The 26,716-nt window shown below is 62.1% G+C and carries 28 protein-coding genes and 1 pseudogene; 25 read left to right on the forward strand and 4 right to left on the reverse strand.

The window, feature by feature from the left end; all coding sequences use genetic code 11:
• Window positions 1-29 precede the first annotated feature (29 nt).
• Window positions 30-1,238: an MFS transporter gene (locus QRN36_RS12810; RefSeq protein ID WP_373568743.1), complete on the reverse strand. Its 1,209-nt coding sequence runs from the start codon at window positions 1,236-1,238 to the stop codon at window positions 30-32.
• A 382-nt stretch (window positions 1,239-1,620) separates the two neighbouring features.
• On the opposite strand from QRN36_RS12810, the gene QRN36_RS12815 reads away from it, so the two are divergent.
• The 3 genes from QRN36_RS12815 to QRN36_RS12825 all read left to right on the forward strand — a co-directional run bounded on the left by QRN36_RS12815 (window position 1,621) and on the right by QRN36_RS12825 (window position 6,293).
• Window positions 1,621-3,147, forward strand: a complete 1,527-nt coding sequence (locus tag QRN36_RS12815; RefSeq protein WP_285424376.1) for a winged helix-turn-helix domain-containing protein — start codon at window positions 1,621-1,623, stop codon at window positions 3,145-3,147.
• A gap of 16 nt (window positions 3,148-3,163) precedes the next feature.
• On the forward strand, window positions 3,164-3,781 hold the full coding sequence (locus QRN36_RS12820) for a response regulator transcription factor (protein WP_285424377.1): 618 nt from the start codon (window positions 3,164-3,166) through the stop codon (window positions 3,779-3,781).
• Between the two features lie 232 nt (window positions 3,782-4,013).
• Window positions 4,014-6,293, forward strand: a complete 2,280-nt coding sequence (locus QRN36_RS12825) for an ATP-binding protein (RefSeq protein ID WP_285424378.1) — start codon at window positions 4,014-4,016, stop codon at window positions 6,291-6,293.
• 34 nt (window positions 6,294-6,327) lie between these two features.
• On the opposite strand, the gene QRN36_RS12830 is transcribed toward QRN36_RS12825, so the two are convergent.
• Window positions 6,328-6,927, reverse strand: a complete 600-nt coding sequence (locus tag QRN36_RS12830) for a phosphohydrolase (protein ID WP_285424379.1) — start codon at window positions 6,925-6,927, stop codon at window positions 6,328-6,330.
• 272 nt (window positions 6,928-7,199) lie between these two features.
• On the opposite strand from QRN36_RS12830, the gene QRN36_RS12835 reads away from it, so the two are divergent.
• The 6 genes from QRN36_RS12835 (at window position 7,200) to ycaC (ending at window position 12,877) form a co-directional block, all read left to right on the forward strand.
• Entirely contained in the window at window positions 7,200-7,913 is a 714-nt protein-coding gene (locus tag QRN36_RS12835; protein WP_285424380.1) for an AraC family transcriptional regulator, read from the forward strand.
• A gap of 118 nt (window positions 7,914-8,031) precedes the next feature.
• The gene (locus QRN36_RS12840; protein ID WP_093458711.1) at window positions 8,032-8,952 is read left to right on the forward strand and encodes a LysR family transcriptional regulator; all 921 of its coding nucleotides are present in this window, start codon (window positions 8,032-8,034) and stop codon (window positions 8,950-8,952) included.
• Window positions 8,953-9,118: 166 nt separating this feature from the next.
• Entirely contained in the window at window positions 9,119-9,535 is a 417-nt protein-coding gene (locus tag QRN36_RS12845; protein ID WP_285424381.1) for a DoxX family protein, read from the forward strand.
• A complete protein-coding gene (locus tag QRN36_RS12850; RefSeq protein WP_285424382.1) occupies window positions 9,528-10,160 on the forward strand; it encodes an antibiotic biosynthesis monooxygenase in 633 nt (210 codons plus the stop codon). The genes QRN36_RS12845 and QRN36_RS12850 overlap by 8 nt, the downstream gene beginning before the upstream one ends.
• A gap of 142 nt (window positions 10,161-10,302) precedes the next feature.
• A complete protein-coding gene (locus QRN36_RS12855) occupies window positions 10,303-12,141 on the forward strand; it encodes an amidohydrolase (RefSeq protein WP_093459976.1) in 1,839 nt (612 codons plus the stop codon).
• Window positions 12,142-12,253: 112 nt separating this feature from the next.
• Window positions 12,254-12,877, forward strand: coding sequence for an isochorismate family cysteine hydrolase YcaC (ycaC, locus tag QRN36_RS12860; protein ID WP_285424383.1), 624 nt, complete (start codon window positions 12,254-12,256; stop codon window positions 12,875-12,877).
• A 152-nt stretch (window positions 12,878-13,029) separates the two neighbouring features.
• On the opposite strand, the gene QRN36_RS12865 is transcribed toward ycaC, so the two are convergent.
• Window positions 13,030-13,989 (reverse strand): LysR substrate-binding domain-containing protein, encoded by a 960-nt coding sequence (locus QRN36_RS12865; protein ID WP_285424384.1) that lies wholly within the window; start codon window positions 13,987-13,989, stop codon window positions 13,030-13,032.
• A 146-nt stretch (window positions 13,990-14,135) separates the two neighbouring features.
• Here QRN36_RS12865 and QRN36_RS12870 point away from each other — a divergent pair, with 146 nt between their 5' ends.
• The 5 genes from QRN36_RS12870 to QRN36_RS12890 all read left to right on the forward strand — a co-directional run bounded on the left by QRN36_RS12870 (window position 14,136) and on the right by QRN36_RS12890 (window position 17,196).
• On the forward strand, window positions 14,136-15,146 hold the full coding sequence (locus QRN36_RS12870; protein ID WP_285424385.1) for an aldo/keto reductase: 1,011 nt from the start codon (window positions 14,136-14,138) through the stop codon (window positions 15,144-15,146).
• Between the two features lie 72 nt (window positions 15,147-15,218).
• Window positions 15,219-16,016 (forward strand): SDR family NAD(P)-dependent oxidoreductase, encoded by a 798-nt coding sequence (locus QRN36_RS12875; RefSeq protein ID WP_285424386.1) that lies wholly within the window; start codon window positions 15,219-15,221, stop codon window positions 16,014-16,016.
• 20 nt (window positions 16,017-16,036) lie between these two features.
• Window positions 16,037-16,444 carry an SRPBCC family protein gene (locus tag QRN36_RS12880; protein ID WP_285424387.1) on the forward strand — a complete coding sequence of 136 codons (408 nt, stop codon included), beginning with the start codon at window positions 16,037-16,039 and terminating at the stop codon, window positions 16,442-16,444.
• 160 nt (window positions 16,445-16,604) lie between these two features.
• A complete protein-coding gene (locus QRN36_RS12885; RefSeq protein ID WP_285424388.1) occupies window positions 16,605-16,928 on the forward strand; it encodes an antibiotic biosynthesis monooxygenase in 324 nt (107 codons plus the stop codon).
• The gene (locus QRN36_RS12890) at window positions 16,918-17,196 is read left to right on the forward strand and encodes a LysR family transcriptional regulator (protein WP_285424389.1); all 279 of its coding nucleotides are present in this window, start codon (window positions 16,918-16,920) and stop codon (window positions 17,194-17,196) included. Before QRN36_RS12885 ends, QRN36_RS12890 begins: the two co-directional genes overlap by 11 nt.
• 40 nt (window positions 17,197-17,236) lie before the next feature.
• Here QRN36_RS12890 and QRN36_RS12895 read toward each other — a convergent pair whose 3' ends face one another.
• A complete protein-coding gene (locus tag QRN36_RS12895) occupies window positions 17,237-17,485 on the reverse strand; it encodes an NIPSNAP family protein (RefSeq protein WP_285424390.1) in 249 nt (82 codons plus the stop codon).
• 356 nt (window positions 17,486-17,841) lie between these two features.
• On the opposite strand from QRN36_RS12895, the pseudogene QRN36_RS12900 reads away from it, so the two are divergent.
• The 11 genes and pseudogenes from QRN36_RS12900 to QRN36_RS12950 all read left to right on the forward strand — a co-directional run.
• Window positions 17,842-18,918, forward strand: a pseudogene (locus QRN36_RS12900) (transglycosylase SLT domain-containing protein); the annotation flags it as partial.
• Window positions 18,919-20,110: 1,192 nt separating this feature from the next.
• Window positions 20,111-21,022 carry a sigma 54-interacting transcriptional regulator gene (locus QRN36_RS12905; RefSeq protein ID WP_285424421.1) on the forward strand — a complete coding sequence of 304 codons (912 nt, stop codon included), beginning with the start codon at window positions 20,111-20,113 and terminating at the stop codon, window positions 21,020-21,022.
• A 48-nt stretch (window positions 21,023-21,070) separates the two neighbouring features.
• Window positions 21,071-21,982, forward strand: a complete 912-nt coding sequence (locus tag QRN36_RS12910; RefSeq protein ID WP_285424391.1) for a sigma 54-interacting transcriptional regulator — start codon at window positions 21,071-21,073, stop codon at window positions 21,980-21,982.
• 138 nt (window positions 21,983-22,120) lie between these two features.
• Window positions 22,121-22,459, forward strand: coding sequence for a hypothetical protein (locus tag QRN36_RS12915; protein WP_177182037.1), 339 nt, complete (start codon window positions 22,121-22,123; stop codon window positions 22,457-22,459).
• Window positions 22,460-22,514: 55 nt separating this feature from the next.
• Window positions 22,515-23,594 (forward strand): type III secretion protein HrpZ, encoded by a 1,080-nt coding sequence (locus tag QRN36_RS12920; protein WP_285424392.1) that lies wholly within the window; start codon window positions 22,515-22,517, stop codon window positions 23,592-23,594.
• Window positions 23,595-23,635: 41 nt separating this feature from the next.
• Window positions 23,636-24,010, forward strand: coding sequence for a type III secretion system inner rod subunit SctI (gene sctI / locus QRN36_RS12925; RefSeq protein ID WP_093458695.1), 375 nt, complete (start codon window positions 23,636-23,638; stop codon window positions 24,008-24,010).
• Window positions 24,011-24,019: 9 nt separating this feature from the next.
• Entirely contained in the window at window positions 24,020-24,823 is an 804-nt protein-coding gene (sctJ, locus tag QRN36_RS12930) for a type III secretion system inner membrane ring lipoprotein SctJ (protein WP_285424393.1), read from the forward strand.
• Window positions 24,823-25,365, forward strand: coding sequence for a type III secretion protein (locus tag QRN36_RS12935; RefSeq protein WP_285424394.1), 543 nt, complete (start codon window positions 24,823-24,825; stop codon window positions 25,363-25,365). Before sctJ ends, QRN36_RS12935 begins: the two co-directional genes overlap by 1 nt.
• Before the next feature lie 38 nt (window positions 25,366-25,403).
• Window positions 25,404-25,985, forward strand: a complete 582-nt coding sequence (gene sctL / locus QRN36_RS12940; protein WP_285424395.1) for a type III secretion system stator protein SctL — start codon at window positions 25,404-25,406, stop codon at window positions 25,983-25,985.
• A 90-nt stretch (window positions 25,986-26,075) separates the two neighbouring features.
• Entirely contained in the window at window positions 26,076-26,300 is a 225-nt protein-coding gene (locus QRN36_RS12945) for a type III secretion protein (protein ID WP_285424396.1), read from the forward strand.
• Entirely contained in the window at window positions 26,287-26,715 is a 429-nt protein-coding gene (locus QRN36_RS12950; RefSeq protein ID WP_285424397.1) for a type III secretion system chaperone, read from the forward strand. The genes QRN36_RS12945 and QRN36_RS12950 overlap by 14 nt, the downstream gene beginning before the upstream one ends.
• Window position 26,716 lies beyond the last annotated feature (1 nt).

The following is a 26,716-nucleotide window of genomic DNA, read 5'->3' on the forward strand; positions in this document are numbered from 1 at the left end:
CGGTTTCGCAGGGTCGAGCCGATTGCGCCTTAGCGAGCCTTTGCGCCCTTCGACTCGACGAGCACGAACACCGCCAGCGCCACCAGCGGCAGGCCCGCGCCGATCGCGATCACGCCCTGCCAGCCGTCATGTTCGTACAGCGCGCTGGCCATTGCCGAGCCGATCGCGCCGCCGACGAAAATGCTGGTCATGTACAGCGCATTCAGCCGACCGCGACTGGCAGGGTCCAGGGCGTAGACCGCCCGTTGGCCCAGCACCATGTTCATCTGCACGGCAAAATCCAGCAACACACCAGTCACCGCCAGGCCAATGACGCTATAGCCAGGCGTGCTGAGGCCAATCAGGAACGAAGCAGGCGCGAGCATCATCGCCATCAATGACGCGCGGCGAGTAAAGCCTGCATCGGCGAGGCGACCGGCGATGGGGGCGGCGATGGCGCCGATCGCACCGACCAAAGCAAACAACGCAATCTGGGTTTGCGACAGGCCATGATGGCGTGCCAGCTCCACCGGCGCGGTCGTCCAGAACAGGCTGAACGCGGCGAACAGCAGGCCCTGATACAGCGCGCGCTGGCGCAGCACCGCGTGACGGTTCAGCAAGGTCGCCAGGGATTTGAGCAGTTGCCCGTAAGTCGCGCGTGCATCGGGCACGCGCCGTGGAATGGTCAGGGAAAGCAGCACCACGATGGTCAGCATCACCAGCGCCGCGTACAGGAACACCGCGCGCCAGCCGAAGTGGTCGGCGATCAGGCTGGACAGCGGACGTGCGAGCAGAATGCCCAGCAACAGGCCGCCCATGATATTGCCCACCACTTTGCCGCGAGACTGCTCGGGCGCCAGATGCGCGGCCAGCGGCACCAGCATCTGAACTGAAACCGAGCTGAAGCCGATGACCAGTGAAAGCAACAGGAAACCGTTGGCGTGCTGCATCGTCGCTGCCGCCAGCAGGCAGGCAGCCGCAACCACCGCCGTCGCGATCATCAGCTTACGGTTTTCGATCAGGTCCGAGAGCGGCACGAGAAACAGCAGCCCCAACGCATAGCCGATCTGGGTAAGCGAGACGATCAGGCTGGCGCTTTGTGCGGACAGGCCAAGATCAGGGGCGATCAGCTCGACGATCGGCTGGGCGTAATAAATGTTCGCGACGATTGCGCCGCAACAGAAGGCGAACAGCAACACCATGGCCCGTGTCAGGCCCTGGGGCGGCGCTTGCAGTGTGGAAGTCATCGAGTTGTTCATGTGCAGTGGCTCAAATGAGTGGCAAGGATCGGAGCCCGTTCGGGTCATCCATTGCTGCCGACGTTAGAGCAGCGCATGCCAGCGTTGAATACGTTCTGCACGCAAAAGCCCGTTGCTTTCACTGCAATGAAGTAGGCGACTTAATAAAAAAAACGGCGACTTATAATCAGAACTAGCGCGATGGCGATGGCACTTTTACCCCTCGCATGTGCATGGCCCGGCAATGACTACCCCTACAGGTAATATCGACATTTGTTTTTAACTGATTAGATAAGCACCTATTAAAAATGGATAGCTGCGTTGACCTGCGCCCGAGTGTGAGCCCCTCGGGTGGTTGTCGGCGACCAAAGGGCCTGCGAATCCACTCTAAGGACTGCATGAAATGATAAGTCTCGGTCAGACGACGATCTCCCTGGAACTCAGGGACGTATTCAAGGACGGCGTTGCCATGCGCATCGGCACGCGCGCGTTCGACATCCTCGAAGTGCTCATCCGCCACCAGGGGCAGTTGGTGAGCAAGGAGCAGATTCTGCAGTGCGTCTGGCCGGACACCGTCGTCGAAGAAAACAACCTGCAGGTCCACATTTCCGGGCTCAGAAAGGCTCTGGGCAGCGACCGCGAGCTGATTCGTACCGTCCCGGGCCGAGGTTACGTGTTGCTGGGCGGCGAGGGCGGTGCGGACCTCGACGTACGCCAGCCTGCGGAGTTGCCCAGCGCGGGTGGCGGCAACCGGATGCCGACCAGGGTCACGTTGCTGGGGCGCGACGCATTACTCGAAGACATCGACACGACACTGCGCGGAGGCTGTGCGCTGGTCACGCTGATCGGACCTGGCGGCGTGGGCAAGACCGCCCTGGCGGCTGAGTTCGGCCAGCGTCTGATCGAGTCGGGCACCAGCCCGGTGTACTTCGTGCCGATGGCGCAGTTGCAAACGGCCGAGTCGCTGCTGGACGCCTTCGCCTGTGCGCTGGAAGTCGACACAGACACCAGCGATTGTGAGCTGTCGAGCCTCATTCGGCATCTGCAGACTCACCCCGGTCTGCTCATTCTGGACAACTGCGAGCACCTGGTCGAAGGCATCGCCAGCCTGCTGGAAACGCTGCTTCACTGCGTGCCGGCGCTCAGGGCGGTGGCCACCAGCCGCGAACCGCTGCGCATCGCCGGTGAGCGCAGCGTGCAAGTCCCGCCGCTCGATGCGCCTGAGGCGAATGCGCCGCGCGAGCGGGTGCTGGCGTTCCCGTCGGCGCAATTGTTTCTGCGCCAGTGGCGGGCGCTGGACAGCCACATCGCCGGGCACAGCGATGCCGATCTGGATGATTACAGCGTCGAACTGGTGGGCGAGGTCTGCCGACGCCTGGAAGGCATGCCGCTGGCGCTGGAAATGGCTGCCTCGCGCGCCTCTGCGCTCGGGCTGTATCAACTGGTCGCCAGCCTGCAGGACAGCGCCCACTTGCTCTCGGCCTCACTGCGAACCGCGCCGCCGCGTCAACAGACGCTTCAAGCCTCGCTGGCCTGGAGCTACCGACTGCTGGGCCGCGACGAGCGCACGGTGCTGCACCGGCTGGCCGAGCTGGAAGGGCGCTTCACCCTGGAGCGGGCCTGCGATGCATTGCAGCGCACGGCGCTGCCACGGGCGCGGATTGTCGATTGCATCGTCCAACTGGCGCAGAAATCGCTGCTGATGGTCTCGGCGCAAGGGCCGTTCCGTTTTTACCGCATGCTCGCCACCACCCGCGCGTGCCTGATCACCCTCAACGCCCAGGACGCGGCCTCGGACGTCGGCAAACTGCGCGTGCAGGATTGCGACGTGCCCTCGGCGTTGAGCCGGCTGCAGGCGATCAGGGCTGTGCCGGTCGGCCCCGACGGGTATCATGCGCGGCATCAGAGAGCACTGGCCGTTGGCCGTTGAAGCGACGGATCTGTTTATGAGCGTGACCCCCAACGTATTCGTGGTGGACGATGATTCGGCCATCCGCACCTCCCTTCAGCGCCTGTTCCACTCGGCGGACATCGCCTGTGACGTGTTTGAAAGCGCCGAGGCGTTTCTGGCCAGGCCATTGACCGAAGGGCCCAGGTGCCTGCTGCTCGACGTCAATCTGGCCCAAGGCACCGGCTTTGACCTGCAGCAGGTGCTGCACGAGCGCGGTCAGCAGTTCCCGATTATCTTCATGACCGGTTACGGGACCATCGCCATGTCGGTGCGCGCCATCAAGGCGGGTGCCCGTGAGTTCCTGACCAAACCCTTCGAGCCCGAACAACTGCTCGATCTGGTGCGCGAGGCACTGGCCTGCGACGCACGCAGCCTGGCTGAGCGTTCATTGACCTGGGATGTCCGCGAGCGCTTCGAGAGCCTGACGCCCAGAGAAAAACAAGTCATGGCATTGCTGATCACTGGCAAGATGAACAAGCAGATCGCTGCTGAACTGGGCACTAGCGAAGTCACTGCCAAAGTTCATAAAAAACATGTGATGACGAAAATGAGCGCACGCAATGTCATCGAACTTCTGAAGATGAATGAGCGACTTGGCAGCCTCAGCGAATAAATAACCGCACAAATATTCATATCGTTAAGTGTGTGGCTGGTATGTCAGACGACATTCCAATCCGCTGAACTATCAGCTGCACAAAGTTCAGCCTATTATTCTTCCCGCAACATCCATGTTTGCGTCGATCGTTTGCTTGAACCGGTTTTGCGTGCACTCCGCCAGTCTTAATGCAGCGCTTCCTGGCGGCGCTGTCAGTGGTTGTTTTCAAGGGTTGCCATCAAGGGTTTTCATGAGCCGTGTGTTCAACGCGCCATCTGCAGTTGATCTGAACGCTGAAGCTTTCGGGCCTCAGTGGCAGGAGCGGCTCGTCTGGCAATTGCTGCTGCTCGACGGGGAGCTTGCTCATTACCGGATCAGCCACGCAGACACCTCGCAACAGTGGCGCGCCGTGAGGCCTGCGAGCAATGCTTCCAGCAGCGCGGCGAGGCGACTGGAGCATGAGTTTTCCCTGGCCGGCCGACTGATGCCGCAATGGGCATTGCAACCCTTGGCCTTGCTGCCGGCCAGTGAGGGACCGTGGCTGGTGCTGGAGGATTTCGGCGCTCAGGCGCTGCACGAACCGGCCGAAGCGGCGCTGCCGGTGGATCGTTTTCTGCAACTGGCCATCGGCGCCGCCGATGCACTGGCAGGGGCCCACGCACACGGTCTGCTGCATCGCGACGTCAAGCCCTGCAATCTGCTGGAAGACGCCGACGGCGTGGTGCGTCTGGGTGGCTTCGGTCTGAGTGTCGATGTGCGTGCAGCGACCGTTCTGCCGGTGGCCGATTCGATCTGCGGCACGCTGGCCTACATGTCGCCCGAACAGTCTCGGCGCGTCGAGCGCCACGCCGATCAGCGCAGCGACCTGTACTCGCTGGGCATGACCTTTTACGAATGGCTCGCCGGTCGTCTGCCGTTCGAGGCTCGTGACGCGGTGGAGTGGGTCTATTGTCACGTGGCGCGGCAACCCCCTGCGCTGACCCACTTGCGCGGCGATATTCCGCCTGCGCTTTCGCAACTGGTGCTCAAACTGATCGCCAAGAACCCGGATGATCGCTATCAATCCGCGCTGAGCGTGCGTGCCGATCTGGGTGAATGCCTGCGGCAATGGCGGCAGTTTCGCGACATCGCCGACTTCCGCCCCGGGCAATGCGAGGCCCGGCAGCCACCGTCGCTAAGCTACCCGAGCACGACGGCGCTGCCGCTGGAGGCCGGGCTGGCGTCACGCACGTCGGTCACCATTCTCGGCGGGCGTGACACGCTGGACCTGTCGTCGGTGATGAAGGCGGCACAGGCGATGCGCGACGAAAGCCAGCAGGATCGCCTGATCGAACTCCTCATGCGCAACACAATCATTCATGCCGGCGCCCAGCGCGCGCTGTTGTTGCTGGTCAAAAACGAAGCCCCGATGATTTGCGCGATCGGCCAGGGCGGCGACGAAGGGCTGCAGATCGAACTGGTCGAGCAGGTGCCAGGCAAGGCCGATCTGCCGTTGTCGATTCTCTACCGGGTGATGCGCACGCAGCAGCGGCTGGTGCTCGAGGACGTCAGTGCCGATCAGTATTTCGGCGCTGACCAGTACCTTGAGCAGCATCAGGTGCGCTCGGCGCTGTGCGTGCCGCTGATCAAGCAGGGCCAGGTGATCGGCGTGCTGTACCTGGAAAACAACCTTGCGCCGGGCGTGTTCACCAGTTGCCATACCGGGGTGCTTGAGCTGCTCGCGGGGCAGGCCGCGGTGTCGCTGGAAACCGCGCGTCTGCACCACCAGTTGCTCGAAGAAAACGCCCGCCGCCAGGACGTCGAAAACGCGCTGCGCAGTGCCAGGGCGAAGCTCGCTCAAGTGGCGCAGGCGACCGTGATGGGCGAGCTGGCGGCATCGATTGCCCATGAAATCAATCAGCCACTGGCGTCGATCGTGTCCAATGCCGCCGCCAGCCTGCGCTGGCTGAACCGCGAGACGCCGCAAGTCGAGGAAGCGCTGCACGGCCTGCGTGACATCGTCAACGACGGCCGACGCGCCGGCGAGATCGTCAAGGCCCTGCAGACGCTGGCCAGGCAAGGGCCGCATCACCGCCGGCGTCTGCTGATCAACGACGTGATCCGCCATGTCGTGGCACTGACGCTGGTCGAGGTGGAGCAGCAGAAGGTGCTGATGACCACGCACCTGACGCGCTCACCGTTGCGTGTCTACGCCTCCAGCGTGCAGTTGCAGCAGGTCATTCTGAACCTGATCCTCAATGCGCTGGATGCCATGAGCGCCGGGGATCAAGTGCTGCGTCGGCTGTCGATCACCAGTGAAGTGGTCGGCCACGAGTATCTGGTGGTGAGCGTGGAAGACACTGGCCCCGGTATCGATTCGCGGCACATGGACAAGCTGTTCAACGCGTTCTTCACCACCAAGGACAAAGGCATGGGCATGGGCCTGGCGATCTGTCACTCGATCATTCAGGCCCATGGCGGCAACCTCTACGCCATGCCCGCACGCTATGGCGGCGCGACGTTCGTCTTTACGATGCCTGTGGCCCGTTGATGCTGCCTGCACAGCGTCGCAGCCGGTTCCCCGTTCAGTAAGGCCAGGTGGACGCCAGCAGGCGTTCGCAGAACCCTCCGGCGATGAATCGGTGCTCGTGAAACGACAGCACATCGGCGTTGACCGTGCCGACAGTGCTCTGCGGCCGGTGTAATTGGCCCAGTGCCAGGGCGTGGAGCAGCTTGAACTTGAAGCCGGGTTCGCGCGGGAATGCGCTGAGTATTCCGGCCAGCGCACCTGTAGTGAACAGCTGGCAGTGAGTCCCGAGCAGGTCGGTCTCGACGGCACCGGCCAACAGTGCCGTCAGCGGTTGTTTGTACTGAGGGATTCCCGGCGTGGTGTGCAGGGCGATGGCATCCCAGACCTGGGCGATGTCGTCCCGAGAGCGCCCGAATCCGCGCAGGAACTGTGCCGCGGCGTCGGCGCTGTCGACCTCGAAACGCCGCTGCGAATGATCGTAGAGCGGGGTGATGCCAATGCGCAGAAACAGTGCAGCGACGTAAAGCAGGTCGCTGTCATGACTCAGCTCGCGGCTCTGGCCCAGCAAGCGGGCGAACACAAAGGTGCGCAAGGCCGATTCGAACAACAGATCAGACTGGGTATCGCGCATCAGCTCGGTCGCAACGCGGGCCATTGCGCTGTCAGGTATCGAGATTCCAGCAACGTATCGGGTGGTCACTTGCCGTCCCTCGCAGCGAACCAGGCCTTGTGGAGAATGAGACGATAGGCGCGCGCCGAGCACTTGTCCTTGTGCCGGTCTTAAACGTTCTTAAACGGGGCAGAAAAATTCGCGTCGGGCGGGCGGCGTTCAGTCCCCCTTCAGAACATTTAATACCCCGAGAAGGACTTTAAGAAGGCATCGGCACAGACTCCAGTTACCGCCATCTGTGAAGCTGGAGCGCCTTGATGAATGCACTCAACCCGTTATTGATACGCGAAGCCGTACTCGCTGGACTGATGCCTTCTGACGCACTGGAGCACGCCGAGCCCGTTGCATTGCTGTCTTCGGCTTTGCAAGTGATGGCGCAGCTGGCGAGCAGTCACGCTCATCGCCCGGACCTGACGGTCATGCCCAACAGCGGTGCATCGGTGCTGCCGAGCGAATCCGATGCGCTGATCCACAGTGTGCTGGCATCGCTGCTCGAATCCCTGGGGATCAGCCAGCATCAGGTCAGGCAACTTGTTCGCATGACGGCGCTTGACGCTGAACCTGACGACGTGGAACAGCCCGTCGCCCGGGTCGCGTTGTCGCCCTGGCAGGAGCGACGCGCCAAGGAGCTGATGTCCAGCCAGATGGATAAAGGCCTGTCGATCGCACGCATCGCCAGCGAATGCTCGCTGTCGCGCAGTCATTTTTCCCGGGCGTTCAAGAAGAACACGGGGCTGTCGCCGCGGGACTGGTTTCTGCAGATGCGTCTGGAAAAGGCCAAGGGCTTGCTCGCGGACTCGTTGCTGAGTATTTCGCAGATCAGCCTGGACTGCGGCTTCGCCGATCAGTCGCATTTCACCCGCGTTTTCACGCGGTCGGTCGGCATCACCCCGTTCAGCTGGCGACGCTCGATGGGGCGCGGCCGCCCTCACGCGCAGACCGTGGCGCGCGAGCGTCTGTGTGCCAACTGAGCAGCAGGCAATTGCGATTAACCGCACAAACGTACAATGCGGGCACGGGCGTGCTGTGTATACCTGCGCCTGTCTGGCATAGTTCAGGCTTCCTCAACGCTGATCCCGGAACTGCTGAATGAATCGCAACGACCTGCGCCGCGTCGACATGAACCTGTTGGTGATCTTCGAAGCACTGATGTTCGAAAGGAATCTGACGCGGGTCGCCGAGAAGCTGTTCATGGGCCAGCCGGCGATCAGTGCGGCGCTGGCGCGGCTTCGCGATCTGTTCGACGACCCGTTGCTGCTGCGCAATGGCCGGGCGATGGAGCCCACGGCCCGGGCGCTGGCGATTCTCAAGGAATTGCAGCCGGCCCTGGACACGATTTCCGGTGCGGTCAGCCGCGCCAAGGAGTTCGACCCGGCCACCAGTTGCGACGTGTTCCGCATCGGCCTGTCCGACGACGCCGAGTTCGGCCTGTTTCCGCCCTTGCTGACGCGGCTGCGCGAGGAAGCGCCCGGCATCATCGTCGTGGTGCGCCGTGCGAACTTCCTGTTGATGCCGTCGTTGCTGGCCTCGGGCGAAATCTCCGTGGGCATCAGCTACACCACCGAACTGCCAGCCAATGCCAAGCGCAAGAAACTGCGCGACATCGGCGTCAAGGTGCTGCGCGGTGACAAGCGTCCGGGCACGTTGACCCTGGACGATTACTGCGAGCGGCCGCACACGATGGTGTCGTTTTCCGGCGACCTGAGCGGCAACATCGACATCGACCTGGCGAAGGTCGGACGAGCGAGGCGGGTGGTCGTCGCCGTGCCTCAGTTCAGTGGGCTGCGCGCATTGCTCGCCGGCACCGAGCTGATCGCCACCGTGCCCGATTACGCCGCCTGCGCGCTGGTCGAGGGCTGTGCATTAAGGGCAGAAGACCCGCCGTTTCCGATCGAGCCTGCCGAACTTTCGATGGTCTGGGCCGGCGTGCACGACAACGACCCGGCCGAGCGCTGGCTGCGTTCGCGGATCACCGAGTACATGTCGCAGGAAACCCGGCCGATGCCGTGACATGATTTGAAACGATTGGGCGTCGGTTTCTGGCGCCCGACCGACACAAACCGACCATTCAAAGCACGTCTGTTCAATACCCCGCCCACCTGTCGCTGCATTATGGAGTCATTGCTCGCGAACGGCCGAACGCCTGACGCGATTTTCATGAATCGATGGGTGCTTGATGACTCACTCCGGCTTCAATGACCGTGCGCAAGACCTCGGCCTTCTGTTCCTGCGAAGCGCCGGCGCGTTGTTCCTGCTGTTCGTCCACGGCCTGCCCAAACTGCTCGATTTCAAGGCGCAGCTGGCGCTGATCGAGGACCCTTTCCATCTGGGTGCCAGCCTGACCCTGAGCATGGCGATCTTCGCCGAAGTGCTGTGTCCGCTGCTGATTCTGACCGGCGTACTGGCGCGTCTCGCGTGCCTGCCTATTCTCTTCCTGCTGCTGGTGGCGCTGGTGGTCGTGCACGGTGACTGGAGCGTCGAGCAGGGCCAGTTCGGGTGGTTGTTGCTGATTATTTTCACCAGTGTACTGATCGCCGGACCCGGTCGTCTGGCGCTCAACGTTCGTTTTCCCGGAGCCTTACGCTATGCCTGAATCCGCCCTCGCCATTGACGTCGCCCCGACGTCCAGACTGTCTGCCGACGAAATCGTCACGCTGGTGATCAAGCACCGGGTCAAGGCCGGATGCGAGGCGCAGTACGAAGCCTGGTTGCGCCGCACCGTCGCCATCGCCGGCAGTTGGGCGGGGCATCTGGGTGTCGACGTGATTCGCGGCAACGCCGACGGCCTGAGCATGTTCACTTGCGTGCTGCGCTTCTCCTCCACCGAAGCCATGCAGAGCTGGATGAACTCCGAGCAACGCCGTGAATTGGTGGCCGAGGCCGCGCCGATGCTGGCCGACGGCGACCGCACCGAAGTCAATCCGCACAACGAGTTCTGGTTCGTACCGGCCAGTGACACGCCGCCGCCCCCGCGCTGGAAACAGGCGTGCGTGACCTTTCTGGTGATCTGCCCGCTGACGCTGTTGATCCCGCTGTTGTGGGGCCCGGTGTTCAGCCGCTTTGCGCTGTTGGGCAACTACGTGATCAGCACCGCGCTGGTCACCGTGACCATCGTTCTGCTGGTGGTTTACCTGCTGATGCCGCAGGCCACGCGCCTCTTCGCCCCCTGGCTGAACGCCGGGCCAAAGGCTGCGCCCGGAGCGGATCATGAAGGATGACAGCGACGATCCGGTCAGCAACGAGCGCCGCAGCTTCGTCGCCAAAGGCTCCCTGCTGAGCGCGGCGGCTGCCATTTTCTCTTCAATACCGGTCACCGGCTTTGCCGTCGGTGCCTCTCAATCTTCAGCCGAAGGACACACGATGAACGTCGATCTGATTCTCTTTAACGGAAACTTTCATACGGTTGACCAGGAAAAGCCCAAGGCCAGCGCCGTGGCCATTTCCGCCGGCAAATTCGTTGCAGTCGGCAGCGATGCCGAGATCATGGCGATGCGCGCCAGCGCCACTCAAGTCATCGACATGCACAAGCGCACCGTCATTCCGGGCCTGAACGACTCGCACCTGCACCTGATCCGTGGCGGTCTGAACTACAACCTGGAACTTCGCTGGGAAGGCGTTCCTTCGCTGGCCGACGCGCTGCGCATGCTCAAGGCCCAGGCGGATCGCACGCCCACGCCGCAGTGGGTGCGCGTGGTCGGTGGCTGGAACGAATTCCAATTCGCTGAAAAACGCATGCCGACGCTGGAAGAGCTCAATCAGGCCGCGCCGGATACGCCGGTGTTCGTCCTGCACCTCTATGACCGCGCGCTGCTCAACCGCGCCGCGCTGCGCGTGGCCGGTTACACCCGTGATACGCCGAACCCGCCGGGCGGCGAAATCGTGCGCGACAGCAATGGCGACCCTACCGGCATGCTGGTGGCGCGACCCAACGCGATGATTCTGTACTCCACGCTGGCCAAGGGGCCGAAGCTGCCGCTGGAATATCAGGTCAACTCGACGCGCCAGTTCATGCGCGAGCTGAACCGCCTGGGCCTGACCAGCGCCATCGATGCCGGCGGCGGTTTCCAGAACTACCCGGACGACTACGAGGTGATCACCCAGCTCGCCGACGCCAAGCAGCTCACCGTGCGCATCGCTTACAACCTGTTCACCCAGAAACCGAAAGAAGAACTCAGCGACTTCAAACACTGGACCAGCACCGTCAAGTTGCATCAGGGCGACGACTTCCTGCGGCACAACGGCGCGGGTGAAATGCTGACATTCTCCGCAGCCGATTTCGAAGACTTCCTCGAACCGCGCCCGGACCTGCCGCCCGGCATGGAACAGGACCTTGAGCCGGTGGTGCGCCATCTGGTCGAGCATCGCTGGCCATTCCGTCTGCACGCCACGTACGACGAGTCGATCTCGCGCATGCTCGACGTGTTCGAGAAGGTCAACCGCGACATCCCGTTCAACGGCATTCCATGGTTCTTCGACCACTGCGAAACCATCACGCCGAAGAACATCGAGCGGGTGAAGGCGCTGGGCGGCGGCATCGCCATCCAGGACCGCATGGCGTTCCAGGGTGAATATTTCGTCGAGCGTTACGGCGCCAAGGCCGGTGAGCACACGCCGCCCATCAAACGCATGCTTGCCGAAGGCGTGCCGGTCGGCGCGGGCACCGACGCCACTCGCGTGTCCAGCTACAACCCATGGACTTCGCTGTACTGGATGGTCAGCGGCCGCACCGTTGGCGGTCTGGAACTGTATCCGGAAGGCCTGTCCCGCGAGACGGCACTGGAATTGTTCACCCGCGGCAGCGCCTGGTTCTCATCCGAGCAAGGCAAGAAAGGCCAGATCAAGGTCGGCCAGTTGGCTGACGTGGTGGCCTTGTCGCAGGACTTCTTCAGCGTCCCGGAAGAGTCGATCAAGTGGATCGAGTCGGTGCTGACGGTCGTTGACGGCAAGGTCGTGTACGGCGCCGCCGAATTCGACGACCTGTCGCCGCCCAGCGTACCGGTTCTGCCGGACTGGTCGCCGGTCGCCAAGGTGCCGGGCCACTGGCGCGCCGGTGCGCCGATGGCCGCTGCGGTTCACCAGTGCAGCGGGCCTTGCGGCGTTCACGCGCACAGCCACGACAAGGCGCGCATGTCGAAAGTCCCGGTCAGCGATTTCCAGGGCTTCTGGGGCGCATTCGGTTGCTCGTGCTTCGCGTTCTGACGCGGTTGTAAAAAGAGCATGAAACCTCGCCGGCAATAACCGGCGAGGGCACAGGTCAGCGCGGTTGGCTGGCACTCGCACACACCTGTCACACCCTCAATGGAGTCTTATCATGACCGTTCCTTACAAACGCCTGGATATCAATGATGCGGTTGTCCTGCTGGTCGATCACCAGACAGGCCTGATCTCGCTGGTGCAGGACTTCACGCCGAACGAATTCAAGAATAACGTCCTGGCACTGGCCGATTGCGCCAAGTTCTTCAAGCTGCCGACCATTCTGACCACCAGTTTCGAAACCGGCCCGAACGGCCCGCTGGTCCCGGAACTCAAGGAAATGTTCCCGGACGCGCCTTACATCGCGCGCCCTGGTCAGATCAACGCCTGGGACAACGAAGACTTCGTCAAGGCCATCAAAGCCACTGGCCGCAAGCAACTGATCATCGCCGGTGTGGTGACGGACGTCTGCGTGGCATTCCCGACGCTGTGCGCGCTGGAAGAAGGCTTCGACGTATTCGTGGTCACTGATGCGTCCGGCACCTTCAACGATGTGGTGCAGAAAGCGGCATGGGCGCGGATGTCCGCGGCCGGCGCGCAGCTGGTGAACTGGTTCGCCGTCGCTTGCGAGCTGCAGCGTGACTGGCGCAACGACATGGAAGGCCTGGCCAACCTGCTGTCCCAGCGCATTCCGAACTACCGCAACCTGATGAACAGCTACACAGCGTTCAACACCAAGTAAGCGAGCGGGCGCTCGGCAGAGCGTCTGACAGGCTGAAAAAAAGCGCATTGCCCGCGAGGCGAAGGCAGTCACGATTGACCTCGTGGCTGCCTGGCCGTCGCGGGCAATGCGCGTTGTGCGGGAGGGTGGACCGGGACGTTTGCCGGCGGATTTCAGGCGGTCACGTCGTCCGCCGGCGAGGGAGTGGTTGCTTCGGCGCTGATCGTCGGGTTGCCTTTGACCAGCACCTCTCTGGCCATCGCCACCAGCGGGCGCAGGTTGATGCGGTGCCAGGCCGCCCACACCGGCGTCGTGTACTGCATCCACGGTACCTCGCGCAGCACCACGTTTTCCGGTGCGATGGAGCGCAGGTTTTTCTGCAGCATCGCAACGCCCAGCCCGGCACCGACCAAGCGCAGGGCAGTCATCGGCTCGGTCACTTCCAGATGAACGTCCGGGTTAAAACCTGCGCGCATGCACGCGGCGACGAAGCCTTCGTCCGACATGCCGGGTTGCCGTCCTGACAACTGGCCGCCGGCGGCCGAGATCCATTGCGCCGATTGCAAGTCTTCCGGGGTCAGCCGGGCCTTGTGGGCCAGCGGGTGATGTTCCGGCATTGCCAGCAACATGGCGTCGTCCAGCACCAGTGCGGCGAGCAGATCAGGATCGTCATCGGCAGGCGGCTCGCTCACCAGGGCGATGTCGAGGCTGCGCTGACGCAGGCCTTCGAGCTGCTCATGGGAGGGCTGGCTGTACAGCGCGATGTGCAGATCATGGCGCGCGGCCCGCAGGGTCTTCAGGGCATCGGGCAGCACCGATGTGTGCATCGCGTTTTCCACGTAACCGATGCACAGACCGCCTTCTTCGCCGCGCCCCAGTCGCTTGCCGAGGGATTCGAGACGCTTGGCGTGCGTGAGCAGCGCCTTGGTTTCGGCCAGAAACGTGCGGCCATCGACCGTCAACCGGATGCGCTGCTGAGTCCTCTCGAACAGCGTCAGGCCGAGCACTTCTTCGAGCTGGGCAATCTGCCGGCTCAGCGGCGACTGGGAAATGTGCAGGCGCTCGGCAGCGCGGCCGACGTGCTCTTCCTCGGCCACGGCGACGAAATAGCGCAACTGGCGTAGATCGATCATGAGGGTTCAGACCTTGAGGGACTTAAGTAAGCCAAATTATGTCTTGGACGGTCTTTGGCGGTCAACTTAACCTTGGCTTCAACAGTCACCCACGGTGACGCGTCGATGGACTGCACGTCCGTCCACTTATTTGAAGAGGATCAATCATGAGTCTTAAAGACAAACTGCCTGGCGTAATCGGATTCGGCGGCGCGCCGCTGGGCAATATGTTCCGCGCAATCCCCGAAGACGAGGCGATCGCCACCGTGCACAGCGCCTGGGATGCCGGCGTGCGCTACTTCGACACCGCGCCGTTTTACGGCAGCGGCCTTTCCGAGTTGCGCATGGGGCAGGCGCTCAAGCAATACCCCCGCGATCAGTTCGTCCTGAGCAGCAAGGTCGGTCGGCTGGTGCTGGATGAAGTGGAAGATGTCGCGGCCCGGGATCTGGGTGAAAAAGCCGGCGTTTTCGAACATGGCCGGCCAAACAAGCTGGTCAATGATTACAGCGCCGACGCCACGCTGCGCTCCATCGAAGACAGCCTCGAGCGCCTGCAGACGGATCGGCTGGACATCGTCTGGATCCACGACATCGCGCAGGACTTCTACGGCGATCAATGGCTGGAATACTTCAACGAGGCCCGTAAAGGCGCGTTCAAGGTGTTGACCCGTCTGCGCGAAGAGGGCGTGATCAAGGCCTGGGGGCTGGGCGTCAACCGCGTCGAGCCCTGTGAACTGACGCTGGACCTGGAAGAGGCTCAACCGGACGGATTCCTGCTGGCGGGTCGATACACGTTGCTCGATCATGATCGCGCCCTGCAGCGTCTGATGGCATCGGCCGAGCGGCAGAAGGTCGAAATCGTCGTCGGCGGTCCTTACAGCTCGGGCATCCTGGCCGGAGGTGAACACTTCGAATACCAGAAGGCGCCCGCCGCGATCCTCAGCAAAGTGGCAGCCATCAAGGCCATCGCCGAGCGATTCAACGTCGACATCAAGGCCGCCGCCTTGCAGTTTTCGCTGGCTAACCCGGCCGTGGCGGCGGTCATTCCGGGCTCGAGTCGCCCCGGCCGCATGGTTGAGGACGTCGCCGCCCTCGCTCAGCGTATTCCCGCCGAGTTCTGGCAGGCGCTGGTGCAGGGCGGTCTGATTTCACCTTTGGCGCCGCTGCCCAAAGCCTGATCTTCTACGCTTGCGGCGGTGACTGCGCCCCGTGCGCGACTGACGCAAGCTTTCTGACATGCGAGGTTCACCATGAAAATAGATCTGAGTGGCAAGCTGGCCGTGGTCAGCGGTTCGACGGCCGGGATCGGCCTGGGCATCGGCAAGGCGCTGGCCTTGTCTGGCGCAACGGTGGTCATCGTCGGTCGCGCTGCCGGCAAGGTCGAGGATGCCGTTGCCTCGATCACGGCCCAGGTTCCGGGTGCACAGGTGCGCGGCGTCGTGGCTGATCTGGCCACCGCCGAAGGCGCCCGGCAGTTGTTCGCTGCCGAGCCGCGCGCCGACATCCTGGTCAACAACCTGGGCATCTTCAACGAAGTCGATTTCTTCGACACGCCGGACGAGGAGTGGGCGCGCTTTTATGAGGTCAATGTGATCTCCGGCGTCCGCCTGGCGCGGCACTACGTCGATGGCATGGTCGCCAGCCAGTGGGGACGGGTGATTTTCGTCTCCTCGGAATCCGGCGTCGCGATCCCGGCGAACATGATCAACTACGGCACCACGAAAGCCGCCAACCTGGCGGTATCCCACGGGCTGGCGAAGCGGCTGTCGGGCACCGGCGTCACGGTCAACGCCATTTTGCCGGGGCCGACTTTCACCGATGGCGTCGAAGAAATGCTCAAGGACGCCATTGCCCAGTCCGGTCGGACCGCGCAGGAGGAGGCCGATCACTTTGTCCGTCGTGCGCGGCCTTCGTCTATCATCCAGCGCGCTGCGCACGTCGATGAAGTCGCCAACCTGGTGGCGTACCTGGCATCGCCTCTGTCTTCGGCCACCACGGGCGCAGCGTTGCGGGTCGACGGCGGCGTCGTCGACAGCATGGCAATCTGAAACATTCACTGGAGAACATCATGGCTACAGCATCTGCATCCATCAGCATCCCGGTCTCGGCCGACACGGTCTGGCAACTGGCGGGAGGCTTCATGTCGCTGCCGGACTGGCTACCGTTCATTGCCAAAAGCGTCCCGGATGAAGGTGGCAGGATTCGTCATCTGACCACCGCGGATGGCGCGCAAATCAGCGAGCGTCTGGAGTCGTTCGACCACCGCGCGCGCAGCTACAGCTATTCGATCATCCAGGGGCCGTTTGCGGTGTCCAACTACCTGGCTACCTTGAAGGTCACCGCCGAAGGCGAGCAGGCTGCGCGGGTCGAATGGTCCAGCAGTTTCACCCCACAAGGCATGTCCGATGAAGAGGCCGAAGCGGTTTTTCGCGAGGTCTATGAAGGCGGGCTGGCGGCATTGAAAGCCAACTTCTGAGACGGCGTGCCATTGCACCGTCTGCCCGGCGCGCAGGGCTCAATACCCTCGCGCCCGGTTAATTGTCGCTTAATCCGCAATGCTGAAACTCCGATCCTGTGGTTTATCCGGACTGACCCTGACGTCAAACTTGTCCCATCACTAAGCACAGGAGAGGATGATGCTTGTTTCGGCCATCAACACCGTAGAGATACATGCCACTCAAGGTCGTTCCCGTGAGGTTGGCGAGCGTGTCACGCACATGCTCGACGTTTTGAACAGCACCACTCAGTGCATCGCATACACCCTGACCGCCGACAACAGCCACGCCGATCACTGGATCGTCAGCGGCTACTGGCCGTCTTTCGCTCAGATGCAGGCGCACTTCAGCCATCCGCAACTGAACGGCTTCATGGAATTGGTGTTCAGTGGTGCAATCAGCCGCATTCATCTCAACAGCTTTGTGGTTGAAAGCGCCGAGGAGGGACTGCGCCGTGTCGCTTGATGAAGACCTCCTGCTGGGTGTCGACCTCAATCTGCTGCTCACTTTTCTGGTGGTGTTCCGCGAACGCAACGTCAGCGCAGCCGCCCGCCATTTGCGGGTCACCCAGCCTGCGGTCAGTGGGTCGCTGGTGAGGTTGCGGCGCTTCTTCGACGATCCGCTGTTCCTGCGGCTGGATCGCAAGATGCAGCCAACGCCCAAGGCGCAGGAAATCGCCCAGACCTTGCTCCCGGCGATGCGCCAGATCGAATCGGTGATCCGTCACGCCTGACCGCGCGCACGCGAGGCCAGGCCGCGACGGCGGCTGTTGCTCAACGCAGGGCGGAGTACGCGGTCGGGGCGAGGAACTGGGTTTCGATGCGTTCCACGATGATCACCTGGGCTTCGCTGGCGGCACGCTTGGCCAGCCAGTCGGCGTCGCTTTGAAAGGCATTCCACTTGGCTTCGCGATCGGCGAGGCTGTCCCACTTGAGCAGGTAAGTCAGCGCCTGATTGCTCGGGCCAGTGAGGTGCGTCCAGAAGCCGATCTGTTCGATCCCGTATTTTTCAAAAAAGCCCAACGTGATGCTGGTGAAACGCTCGTGCAGGGCTGGCAGGCGGCCCCGGGGCGCAATGATAGGTACGCATTTCGACGATCATGGTTCAACTCCAGAAAAGTGCTGCGGTGGAATGATCTGGCATCAGCCGACTGACCGATGTGCGCCCGGTACGCGGCGACATCGCCGCGCTACGCTCGGTCAACGGGAAACAGTGGGCACGAATAATGACGCAACCGCGTCACGCTGGCGATTGCTGAATGCCTGGCGCGGGGCAGGGAGGTTCTGACTCACCGAAGCCGATGCGCCGGTGTCGCGCTGAATGGAACCGTCGGGCCGCGCGGGCCACCTAGGGTAATCGCGTTTCAGGACTCCCCTCCATGCCGCCTGCTCTTATCCCGTCATCGGGCCCGTTTCGGTGTGCTCATCCACTGCGCCTTGCGTCACTGACGCTGGCGTTGCTGTGCGCCGGCTGCCAGTCGTTCGATTATCCGGAGCAGGCGAGAGCCGAACGCACACCGCGTCTGGTGGCCGGGCTCAATCGCAGCACCGACGCCGTAGCAACCCGCCCGGCGCTCAAAGCCTACGAAGGCGGTGACATCTGGGGGCGACTAGGGCAGGGCTTCAGCCTGGCGGATGACTGTGGCGTCAACGCGCGGATCGTGCGTCAGCGAGACTGGCTGCTGGCCAATCCGGCGTTTCTCCGCAACGCCAGTCAGCGCGCGAGCCCTTACCTGCATTTCATCGTTGAAAACCTCGACCAGCGAGCCATGCCGACGGAGCTGGCATTGCTGCCGATCATCGAAAGTGCGTACAACCCCAAGGCCAGTTCGATTCGCGATGCTGCGGGGCTGTGGCAATTCATGGCAGCCACCGGTCGGGATTTCAATCTGCGTCAGACCGCCTGGTACGACGGCCGTCGCGATGTCGTCGCGTCGAGCCAAGCAGCGATGGACTACCTCACGCGGTTGCACGATCAATTCAAGGGTGACTGGCTGCTGGCGATGGCCGCCTACAATGCCGGCGAAGGCACAGTGGCGCGGGCGGTGGAAGCCAATCAGCGACGCGGACTGCCGACCGATTACTGGCATTTGAGCCTGCCCCGGGAAACCCAGGATTACGTGCCGCGTCTGTTGGCGCTGTCGCTGCTGGTGCGCGAGCCGGAGGCCTACGGCGTCACCCTCAGCCCGGTCGCCAATGCCCCGTATTTCACCGTGCTCGAATTGACCCGCCCCATTGATCTGAGCCAGTTGGCGGCCACCGCTGGCATCGATGAGGCGGTATTGCTGGGCCTCAACCCTGCTTTTCTGCGCAAAAAGACCGTCGACGGGCCGTCGCATCTGCTGGTGCCGCGCGATCAGCTTCGACAGTTGAGCGCCAGCCTGGCCAGGCTCGACGGTGACACCCCAGCCGTTCAAGTCGAATCGCTTGCAGTGACAGCGCCTGTACCGGCCGTCGGTTTGACGCCCTGAAGCCCTGAGGCCTTGACGCCCAGAGGCAAGTGCCGAGGCAAGTCCCGAGCCAGCTCTCGATGCGATCACCGCATTTGCCTGTTGGCATCCCCGGTCCGTCCGGCGCAGCCGCTCCCTGCGCCCGGTAACACGCCTGACACACGCGCTGATGATGCCGCTCGGCACCGGTCAGACGGGCGGAAATGCCCGTTGCAGACATATTCACCATTCTTATAGCGATATATTTTCAGTGAACTTTTCGTCGGAGTTGTAACCCTGCTGATACACATCCTTCATCAATCACGCTGACATACTTTGAAACATCCACCTTATGCGCTTAGTCAGCGTCACCGCACATCGAGACATCTAAGCCGGATTTTCTTGACGCAATATGATTAGTTGGATCCCATTTCCAGATCGCGCGAAAGAGGCAAACCTTTGCGACCGTCGACGCCATCGACTGCGGGCGCACTGCCATCCCCAGCCCCCGGAAACAGGGGGGTTCGCCGGTGAACTCCTGAGTACACAAAATGTCGTTCGGAAAACCGAACTTGCTTAGTTGGTTTTCCGAACGGGCGAAGTTAATCGATAGTGGGTAATGTACCTAATCGGTCTCGATAGAAATACAATATATAAGAAGTTAGGTAATGCAGGGCGATATACACTGGAGGTGCACTAACTTTGTCGGCGGGAAAGTTCGAGGGGAATCTCGACCAATTAATTATTCAAGTCGATCAAGTTTATATACTGAGCCGGAGCCACTCCATGCAAGTGAGCAATAAACTGCGCATTTTCCGTGAAGCCAAGGAGACAGGGTGATCTGACAGGATTCACCATGGCAGGCCCAAAAACAAGGCGCGTGGCGCACTGAAACAGAGCATAAACCCTTGATTGCTAATGTATTATGATTCCTTCGAGAAAAAATTTCGGGTAAATCAATGCGCCGATAAGCCATTCTTTGAGGTGATGCAAGCGCTAAATTTAAATAGCTGTTTGAACCGTTTGCGCAAACTAATTGTTTACGCGATGAATAAAGTCATATTGATATCACGGGGAACCTTGTGAAACGGTTCTCATCATGTGCGGGAACTAAAATTAAATATTGCTGCCTTTGTAATGCGTGGTACTAATAAGTCGCTTGCACCCAATGTGAGAGGTATCGATGAAGGAAGAAATCGATGTAAGCGGTTGTGCGTCAATGGGGGAAAATGCAGCGCTGGATATTCAGCAGATTGCATTGAACACAGCGAGTCTGAGCATGGATCTGCTGTTGTGCGGGGAGACAGGAACAGGCAAAGACACGCTGGCCAAACGCATCCACGATCTGTCCGGTCGGACAGGTTCTTTTATCGGCATGAATTGCGCGGCGATTCCCGAATCCCTTGCCGAAAGCCAGCTGTTCGGCGTGGTCAACGGCGCCTACACCGGCGTAAGCCGGGCGCGTGAGGGGTACATCGAAGCAGCCTGCGGCGGGACGTTGTACCTGGATGAGATCGACAGCATGCCGTTGAGCCTTCAGGCCAAACTGCTGCGGATCCTGGAAACCCGTGGAATCGAGCGTCTGGGGTCCACCACGTTCATTCCCGTTGACCTTCGGGTCATCGCGTCGGCGCAGCGACCGCTGGATGAACTCGTGGAACAAGGGTTGTTTCGGCGCGACCTGTTTTTTCGCCTCAACGTGCTGACCATTCAAATGCCAGCCTTGCGAAAGCGTCGCGAACAGATTCTGCCGTTGTTCGACCAGTTCACCCAGGCCATCGCCAGCGATTTCGATTGCCAGGTGCCGACCCTCGATAACGGTCTGGTGCAAGTGCTGCTCAGCCATGCCTGGCCAGGCAACATCCGCGAGCTGAAATCCGCCGCCAAGCGCTTCGTCCTTGGATTCCCGCTGCTGGGCAGTGACCCGGCGCCTGCGCGGGACCCGGAAACCGGCCTCAAGACGCAGCTGCGGGTCATCGAACGGATGTTGATCGAGGACGCGCTCAAGCGTCACAAGCACAGCCTCGAGGCGGTGGTTCAGGAGCTCGAGATACCGCGACGCACGCTGTATCACCGCATGAAGGAACTGGGCCTGACAGCCTTGGGCGCGACCGATCCGCTGCTGTCGTAGCGCCGCCCCGCCAGCTGCTTCGCAACCCTGAAATACCAGAGGTCGTGGATGAGTGTTTACGATTTTTTCGACGAGCAACTGGAAGACGACAATCAGGTCCCCAACCTGACGGTGGTCGCCAGAAGCCTTTCTCAGCTGGGCATCGACCTGCTGCTGTCAGGCGAGACCGGCACCGGCAAGGACACGGTCGCCAGTCGCATTCACGGATTGTCGGGTCGCAAAGGGCGACTGGTGGCCATGAACTGCGCGGCGATCCCCGAATCGCTCGCCGAAAGCGAGCTGTTTGGCGTGGTCAGCGGGGCTTACACAGGCGCCGATCGGTCCCGGGTCGGCTACATCGAGGCGGCGCAGGGCGGCACCTTGTACCTGGACGAAATCGACAGCATGCCGCTGAGTCTGCAAGCCAAGTTGCTGCGGGTACTGGAAACCCGAAAGGTCGAACGCCTGGGGTCGACCACCCCCATCGCGCTGGATGTGTGCGTGATCGCATCGGCGCAGCATTCGCTGGACGATCTGGTGGAGCAAGGGCGGTTTCGCCGCGACCTGTATTTCCGCCTCAATGTGCTGACGCTCAAGCTGGCGCCGTTGCGCACCCAGCGTGCGCGCATCATTCCGCTGTTCAGCCGTTTCGCGACAGCCTGCGCCCGCGAGTCAGGCCTGGCGATGCCCGAGATCAGTGCGGTGCTGCGTCACGTGCTGCTCAATCATGACTGGCCGGGCAATATCCGTGAGTTGAAATCGGCCGCCAAACGCTTCGTTCTGGGCTTCCCGCTGCTGGGCAGCGAACAGGGCGAGGAGGGTGACTCGTCTTCAGGGCTCAAGTCGCAGATGCGCGTGATCGAAAAGGTGTTGATCCAGGCCGCGCTCAAGCGCCACAACAACAGCATCGATGCCGTGAGTCAGGAGCTCGACATCCCCCGTCGCACGCTCTATCACCGCATGAAAGAACTCGACGTCTGACGACCGTTGCACCCGGGCTGTGTGCCTTGCGCGGCGGCTCGCAGCGCTGACGCAAAAAAATCTGGAACCGTTTTGCAGCTCCCTGCCACCCATGATCACCATGCAATGTTGCTGGTGTCGACCAACAAGGTGAGCAGAATGAATATTCCTGGAGTGAGCAATAATCCGTTCCTCAAAATGGGCAACGGCGTCATCAACACTGTCGGCAGCGTCGCGCAAGGGGCGCAGACGCTGGGCACCAACGCCAGCACTCAGGCCTCGATCGCCGGCGGTGGCAACACCGAAGCGCTGAACGCGACCAAGGAAGAAAACGCCCTCAACGACAAGAACAACGCTGCGCTCGCGCGCATGCAAGGTGCCGCGGCGCGCGAAACCGCGACCCAGAACACCCTGAACGCCATCCAGTCGGCAAACAACGATGCCGCCAGCAAATTCATCAGCAGTACGGCCCAGTCCGCCAAGGCCATCTCCTACTGACTGAATTCAGAATGCCCCCTCTTCGCAGGGGGCCATCACCTGAACTGGAGGTTTCATGCTAAGTCTCAACGCTCTCAATTCGACGCAGAATCTGCACATTGGCACGGTGGTGTCGACCGGCGGCATTGGGGGTCAACAAGGCCCGCAGTCGCTCAAGGATGTCATCGACAAGCTGGCCTCGGCACTGACCAAGGACGGCCATCTGGACCAGGATTCGCCGCTGGGCAAAATGGTCGCCAAACAGATGGAGAAAATGAACCCGCTGGCCGCGTTGGCGGGCGGAACGCCTGACATGGTCAAATCCGCGCTGGGTGAAGTCATCAAGGACAAACTGGGCGATAACTTCGGCGCTGCCGCCGAGCTCGGTCTGGGTTCGGGTGCCGGCAAGCCGGACCTGATGTCGCAGGTGCTCAATGGCCTGGGTAAAGCGTCGCTCGATGACCTTCTGACCAAGCAGGGTGATGGAACGAAGTTTTCCGCCAGCGACATGCCGCTGCTCGACCAGATCGCGCAGTTCATGGACCAGAATCCGAGCAAGTTTCCGGCGCCCGATTCAGGCTCCTGGAAAAATGAGCTCAAGGAAGACAACTTCCTGGACGCCAAGGAAACCGGTGCTTTCCGTGCGGCGCTGGACATGCTCGGCACCCAGCTGGGTCAACAGCAGAACGGCGTGAGCGGCGCCAATGACAGCCTGGGCGGTCAGTTGGGCGGCAACCCTTTGGGCGCTGATCCGAGCGGCGGCAGCCAGATCGGTAATCCGCAAGGCGGCCATCTGGCGCAGGACCTGGGTCAGTTGCTGGGAGACCTGCTTCAACAAGGCCTGGACAAAAATCTGGGCGGTGGCGGCGGCATCGGCGGCGGTCAGGGCAGAGGGCAAGGCATTGGCCCCAATCCGGACATCGCGCCGGGCGGGTTGCCCAATACCGGAAACAGCATCAGTCAGGACCTGGGCCAGTTGCTCAGCGGGCTGATCAAGGACGGTCTGCAAGCCAACCAGAACGGCAATGGCGGTCTGGGCGGTGCGGGCGGCCACAATCCGGCTTTCGCCCAACACGATCTGCAGAGCAGTCTGGCACAGACCGCGACCGCACTCGTTTCGGCCCTGCTGGGCGCCGGTAACAATCAGTTGTCCTGAATACGCCCTGTGTATCGACCCCGTCTGCCGGAGATCAGCCCGTGACCATTTCCCATCTCAATCAACTCAAATCGTCATCCCTCGATCTTGAGCAGCATCTGGATCAGGGACTGGTCAGCGGGCCTTCGCAGGCGGATGTCGACCTGTTCAATTCGGCGATGCGCCCTGATCTGGCCGCGCAGCCGAGCCACCTGTCCGAGCAGATCGCCAGTGCGTTGTCCGAGCGGCTGGGTTCCACCGACAAACTCTCGCAGCAGGCGGTGCGCAACATGAAGAAAGCGGCAAGCGGCGATAACCCGATGGATATCACGCAGATGAGCCGAACCCTGTCGCAGTATTCGCTGCAGACAGCGGTGACGACCAAGGTCGTCAACAAGAGCGCTCAGGCGCTCGACAAGCTGACCAACCTGCAGTAGAGGCGCGCCGTGAAATTTCTGACTGCGGGTCTGCTGTGCCTGATGCTGTCGCTGAGCGGTTGCAGCGATGAGACCGATCTGTTCAGCGGTCTGTCCGAGCAGGACTCCAACGACGTGATTGCCAGCCTGGCCGATCAGCACATCGATGCGCACAAGCGCGTGGAAAAAACCGGTGTGGTCATCAGCGTCAACACCGCGGACATCAACCGCGCCGTGCGGGTGCTGGACGCAGCCGGTCTGCCGAGGCGTTCACGGACCAGCCTGGGCGAGATATTCAAGAAAGAAGGGGTGATTTCAACGCCCCTGGAAGAGCGTGCCCGCTACATTTATGCGTTGTCTCAGGAACTGGAGGCAACGCTGTCCCAAATCGACGGCGTCATCGTCGCCCGCGTTCATGTGGTCCTGCCAGAGCGCATCGCGCCGGGTGAACCGGTGCAGCCGGCGTCGGCGGCGGTGTTTATCAAACACACCTCGGCGCTGGACCCGGACAGCGTGCGCGGACGCATTCAGCAAATGGTCGCCAGCAGCATTCCCGGCATGTCCGGCGAGCCGCTGGACTCCAAGAAGTTCGCCATCGTCTTCGTGCCTGCCGCCGAGTTTCAGGACACCGAGCGGCTGGTCAATTTCGGCCCGTTCCTGGTAGACAGCGAGCGTCTTGATTTCTGGAAAATGATGGTCTGGGTGGCGCCGGTGGGTGGTCTTTTGCTGGTGCTGCTCATCCTGCTGGGCGTGCGCAGCGATTGGCGCGCCGCGGTGCTGCAGATGCTCCGCCTGCGTCGCGCCGATTCGTCGCGGTTGCCGGTGCAGGCCTGATGCAAGGTGCGCAGGAACGCTGGATTCAGTGGTGGTGCGCACCCTGGGAATGGGCGCACCCGGACTGGAGATCCCGGCTGGCGGAACGGCACGGCCTGACCTTGCACGATTGCGACACACTGCTGGGCCGTCATCACGCGCTGTTTTTCGAGCACGTCGGCATCGCCCCGAGTCAGCCGCCCGAGCCGGTGCCGCAACTCATGCAATGGCTGGCTCTGGACACAGCCCAACAGGGTCAGGCGTTGGCGCTGGCGGAGCGGATCTGCCTTGGCGGTGCAGCCGCGCCTGTGCTCGACGCTGCCGTGCTCGCCCACGAGCCCTGGTGTCGCGCAGTCGCCAAAGCCTTGCGCCCCGGCGCCTGGCTGCATCCCGAAGCGGCCGATGGCCGACGGCTGCTTGCCTCGTGGGCCGGGGAGTCCTGCTGGTCGCGATTGCGCCTGCAGTGGACACCCGGCGCGCTGGAGGCGCAGTTCGTCGAGATGCCGTCGAACAAACTACAAACGCTCTGGCAATCGGTTCTCTGGCGCATCGCCACGCCCTGACTCTCTCGCGTTCTCCCTCCTTTGCGCAGGACCTCTCAATGCTCGCCAAACGCCGTCTCGACCTGTCTGCCTCAGCCGTTCTGGCACAAACCATCCTGCGCCGCGAAGACCTGGCCGACATGCAGCTGGCGAGCGAAGTGTTGCGTCATGCCAGACAACAGGCCAGTGAACTGCTCGAGCAGGCGCGGCACCAGGCGCAGCAGGAACAGGACCAGGCGCTGGCACTGTTCTGGGAGCAGGCCAACCAGAGGCTCGATTCCCTCGAGCAGCAACGCAAGAGCCTCGAGCATGAGGCCATGGAGGCGGTCGAGACCTTGCTCAACGACACCCTGGCGCAACTGCTCGATCAGGCCACGCTGGCGGAGCGCACCCGGGCGCTGGTGCGCAATCTGGCGAGCAGTCAGTCCAGCGAAGCGCAGGCAACGCTCAGCTGTCATCCCGACATGCAGACCGCCTTGGTGGAGTGGCTGGCGCAGAGCCGTTTTGCCGGGCACTGGCAGCTCAAGACCGATACCTCGCTGGCGCCACTTTCCCTGCGCCTCAGTGACGCCAACGGCGCGTTCGATGTCGACTGGGCGAGTCTGCGTCGCGGCTTGCTGGGCCTTTCGGCGAGTGAATGACGCTTTGCTGAATTTGTCGTGACGGTTGATGGAACCGGAGCGGCCGCTGCTCCCACTCAGGGGTTGAATTCCTCAGTTGGAGCAGCGCTCATGATCAGTTTCAAATCCATGCAGAGCCACGTCGATAACGCCTACGGCCGTGCCCGCACCGACATGGACGACGCCATCGAAGGCGCGGCGGAAAACCCTTCGATCGAAGACCTGATGGCTTTCAACGATGCCTCGCAGCAGGCCAGCGTCGCCAACATCGTCAACAACGAAAGCCTGCGCGCCAACCACAGCATCACCAAAGCGATCATCGATGGAATTCAGTGAATTCACGGCGATTCTCGCTCAGTGGTGTGAGCTGCGACCGCTCACGCCACTGGACTGCTGGATCGATGAGGCGAACGCACGGCTGGCGATCGTCGGCGACGGAGTGCGCCTGAGCCTGGACGTCCTGGACCCCTACGACGGCAGCGATCCACAACGCCTCGAAGCGGTGCTGCAACAAGGCGGCGCGAGCGTGGCCTGCGCCTGCGAGGGTGCGTTGGCGATCGATCCCGACACCCGCTGCGTGGTGCTGGTCAGCTGGCTGCCCGGCCTGAATGACCCTGCGCAGCTGCTCAATCGCCTGGAAAGCCTGGCCAATCAGCGCGGCGCGATCCTCAGTCTGATGCAAACCAGTGTGCGAAACGGGACGTTCGCGTCGCCTCGCACCACCCTCAATCACTGGCAACCGGGAGTGTGAA

It is taken from the genome of Pseudomonas sp. efr-133-TYG-103a (assembly GCF_030209235.1).
Classification (GTDB): Bacteria; Pseudomonadota; Gammaproteobacteria; order Pseudomonadales; family Pseudomonadaceae; genus Aquipseudomonas.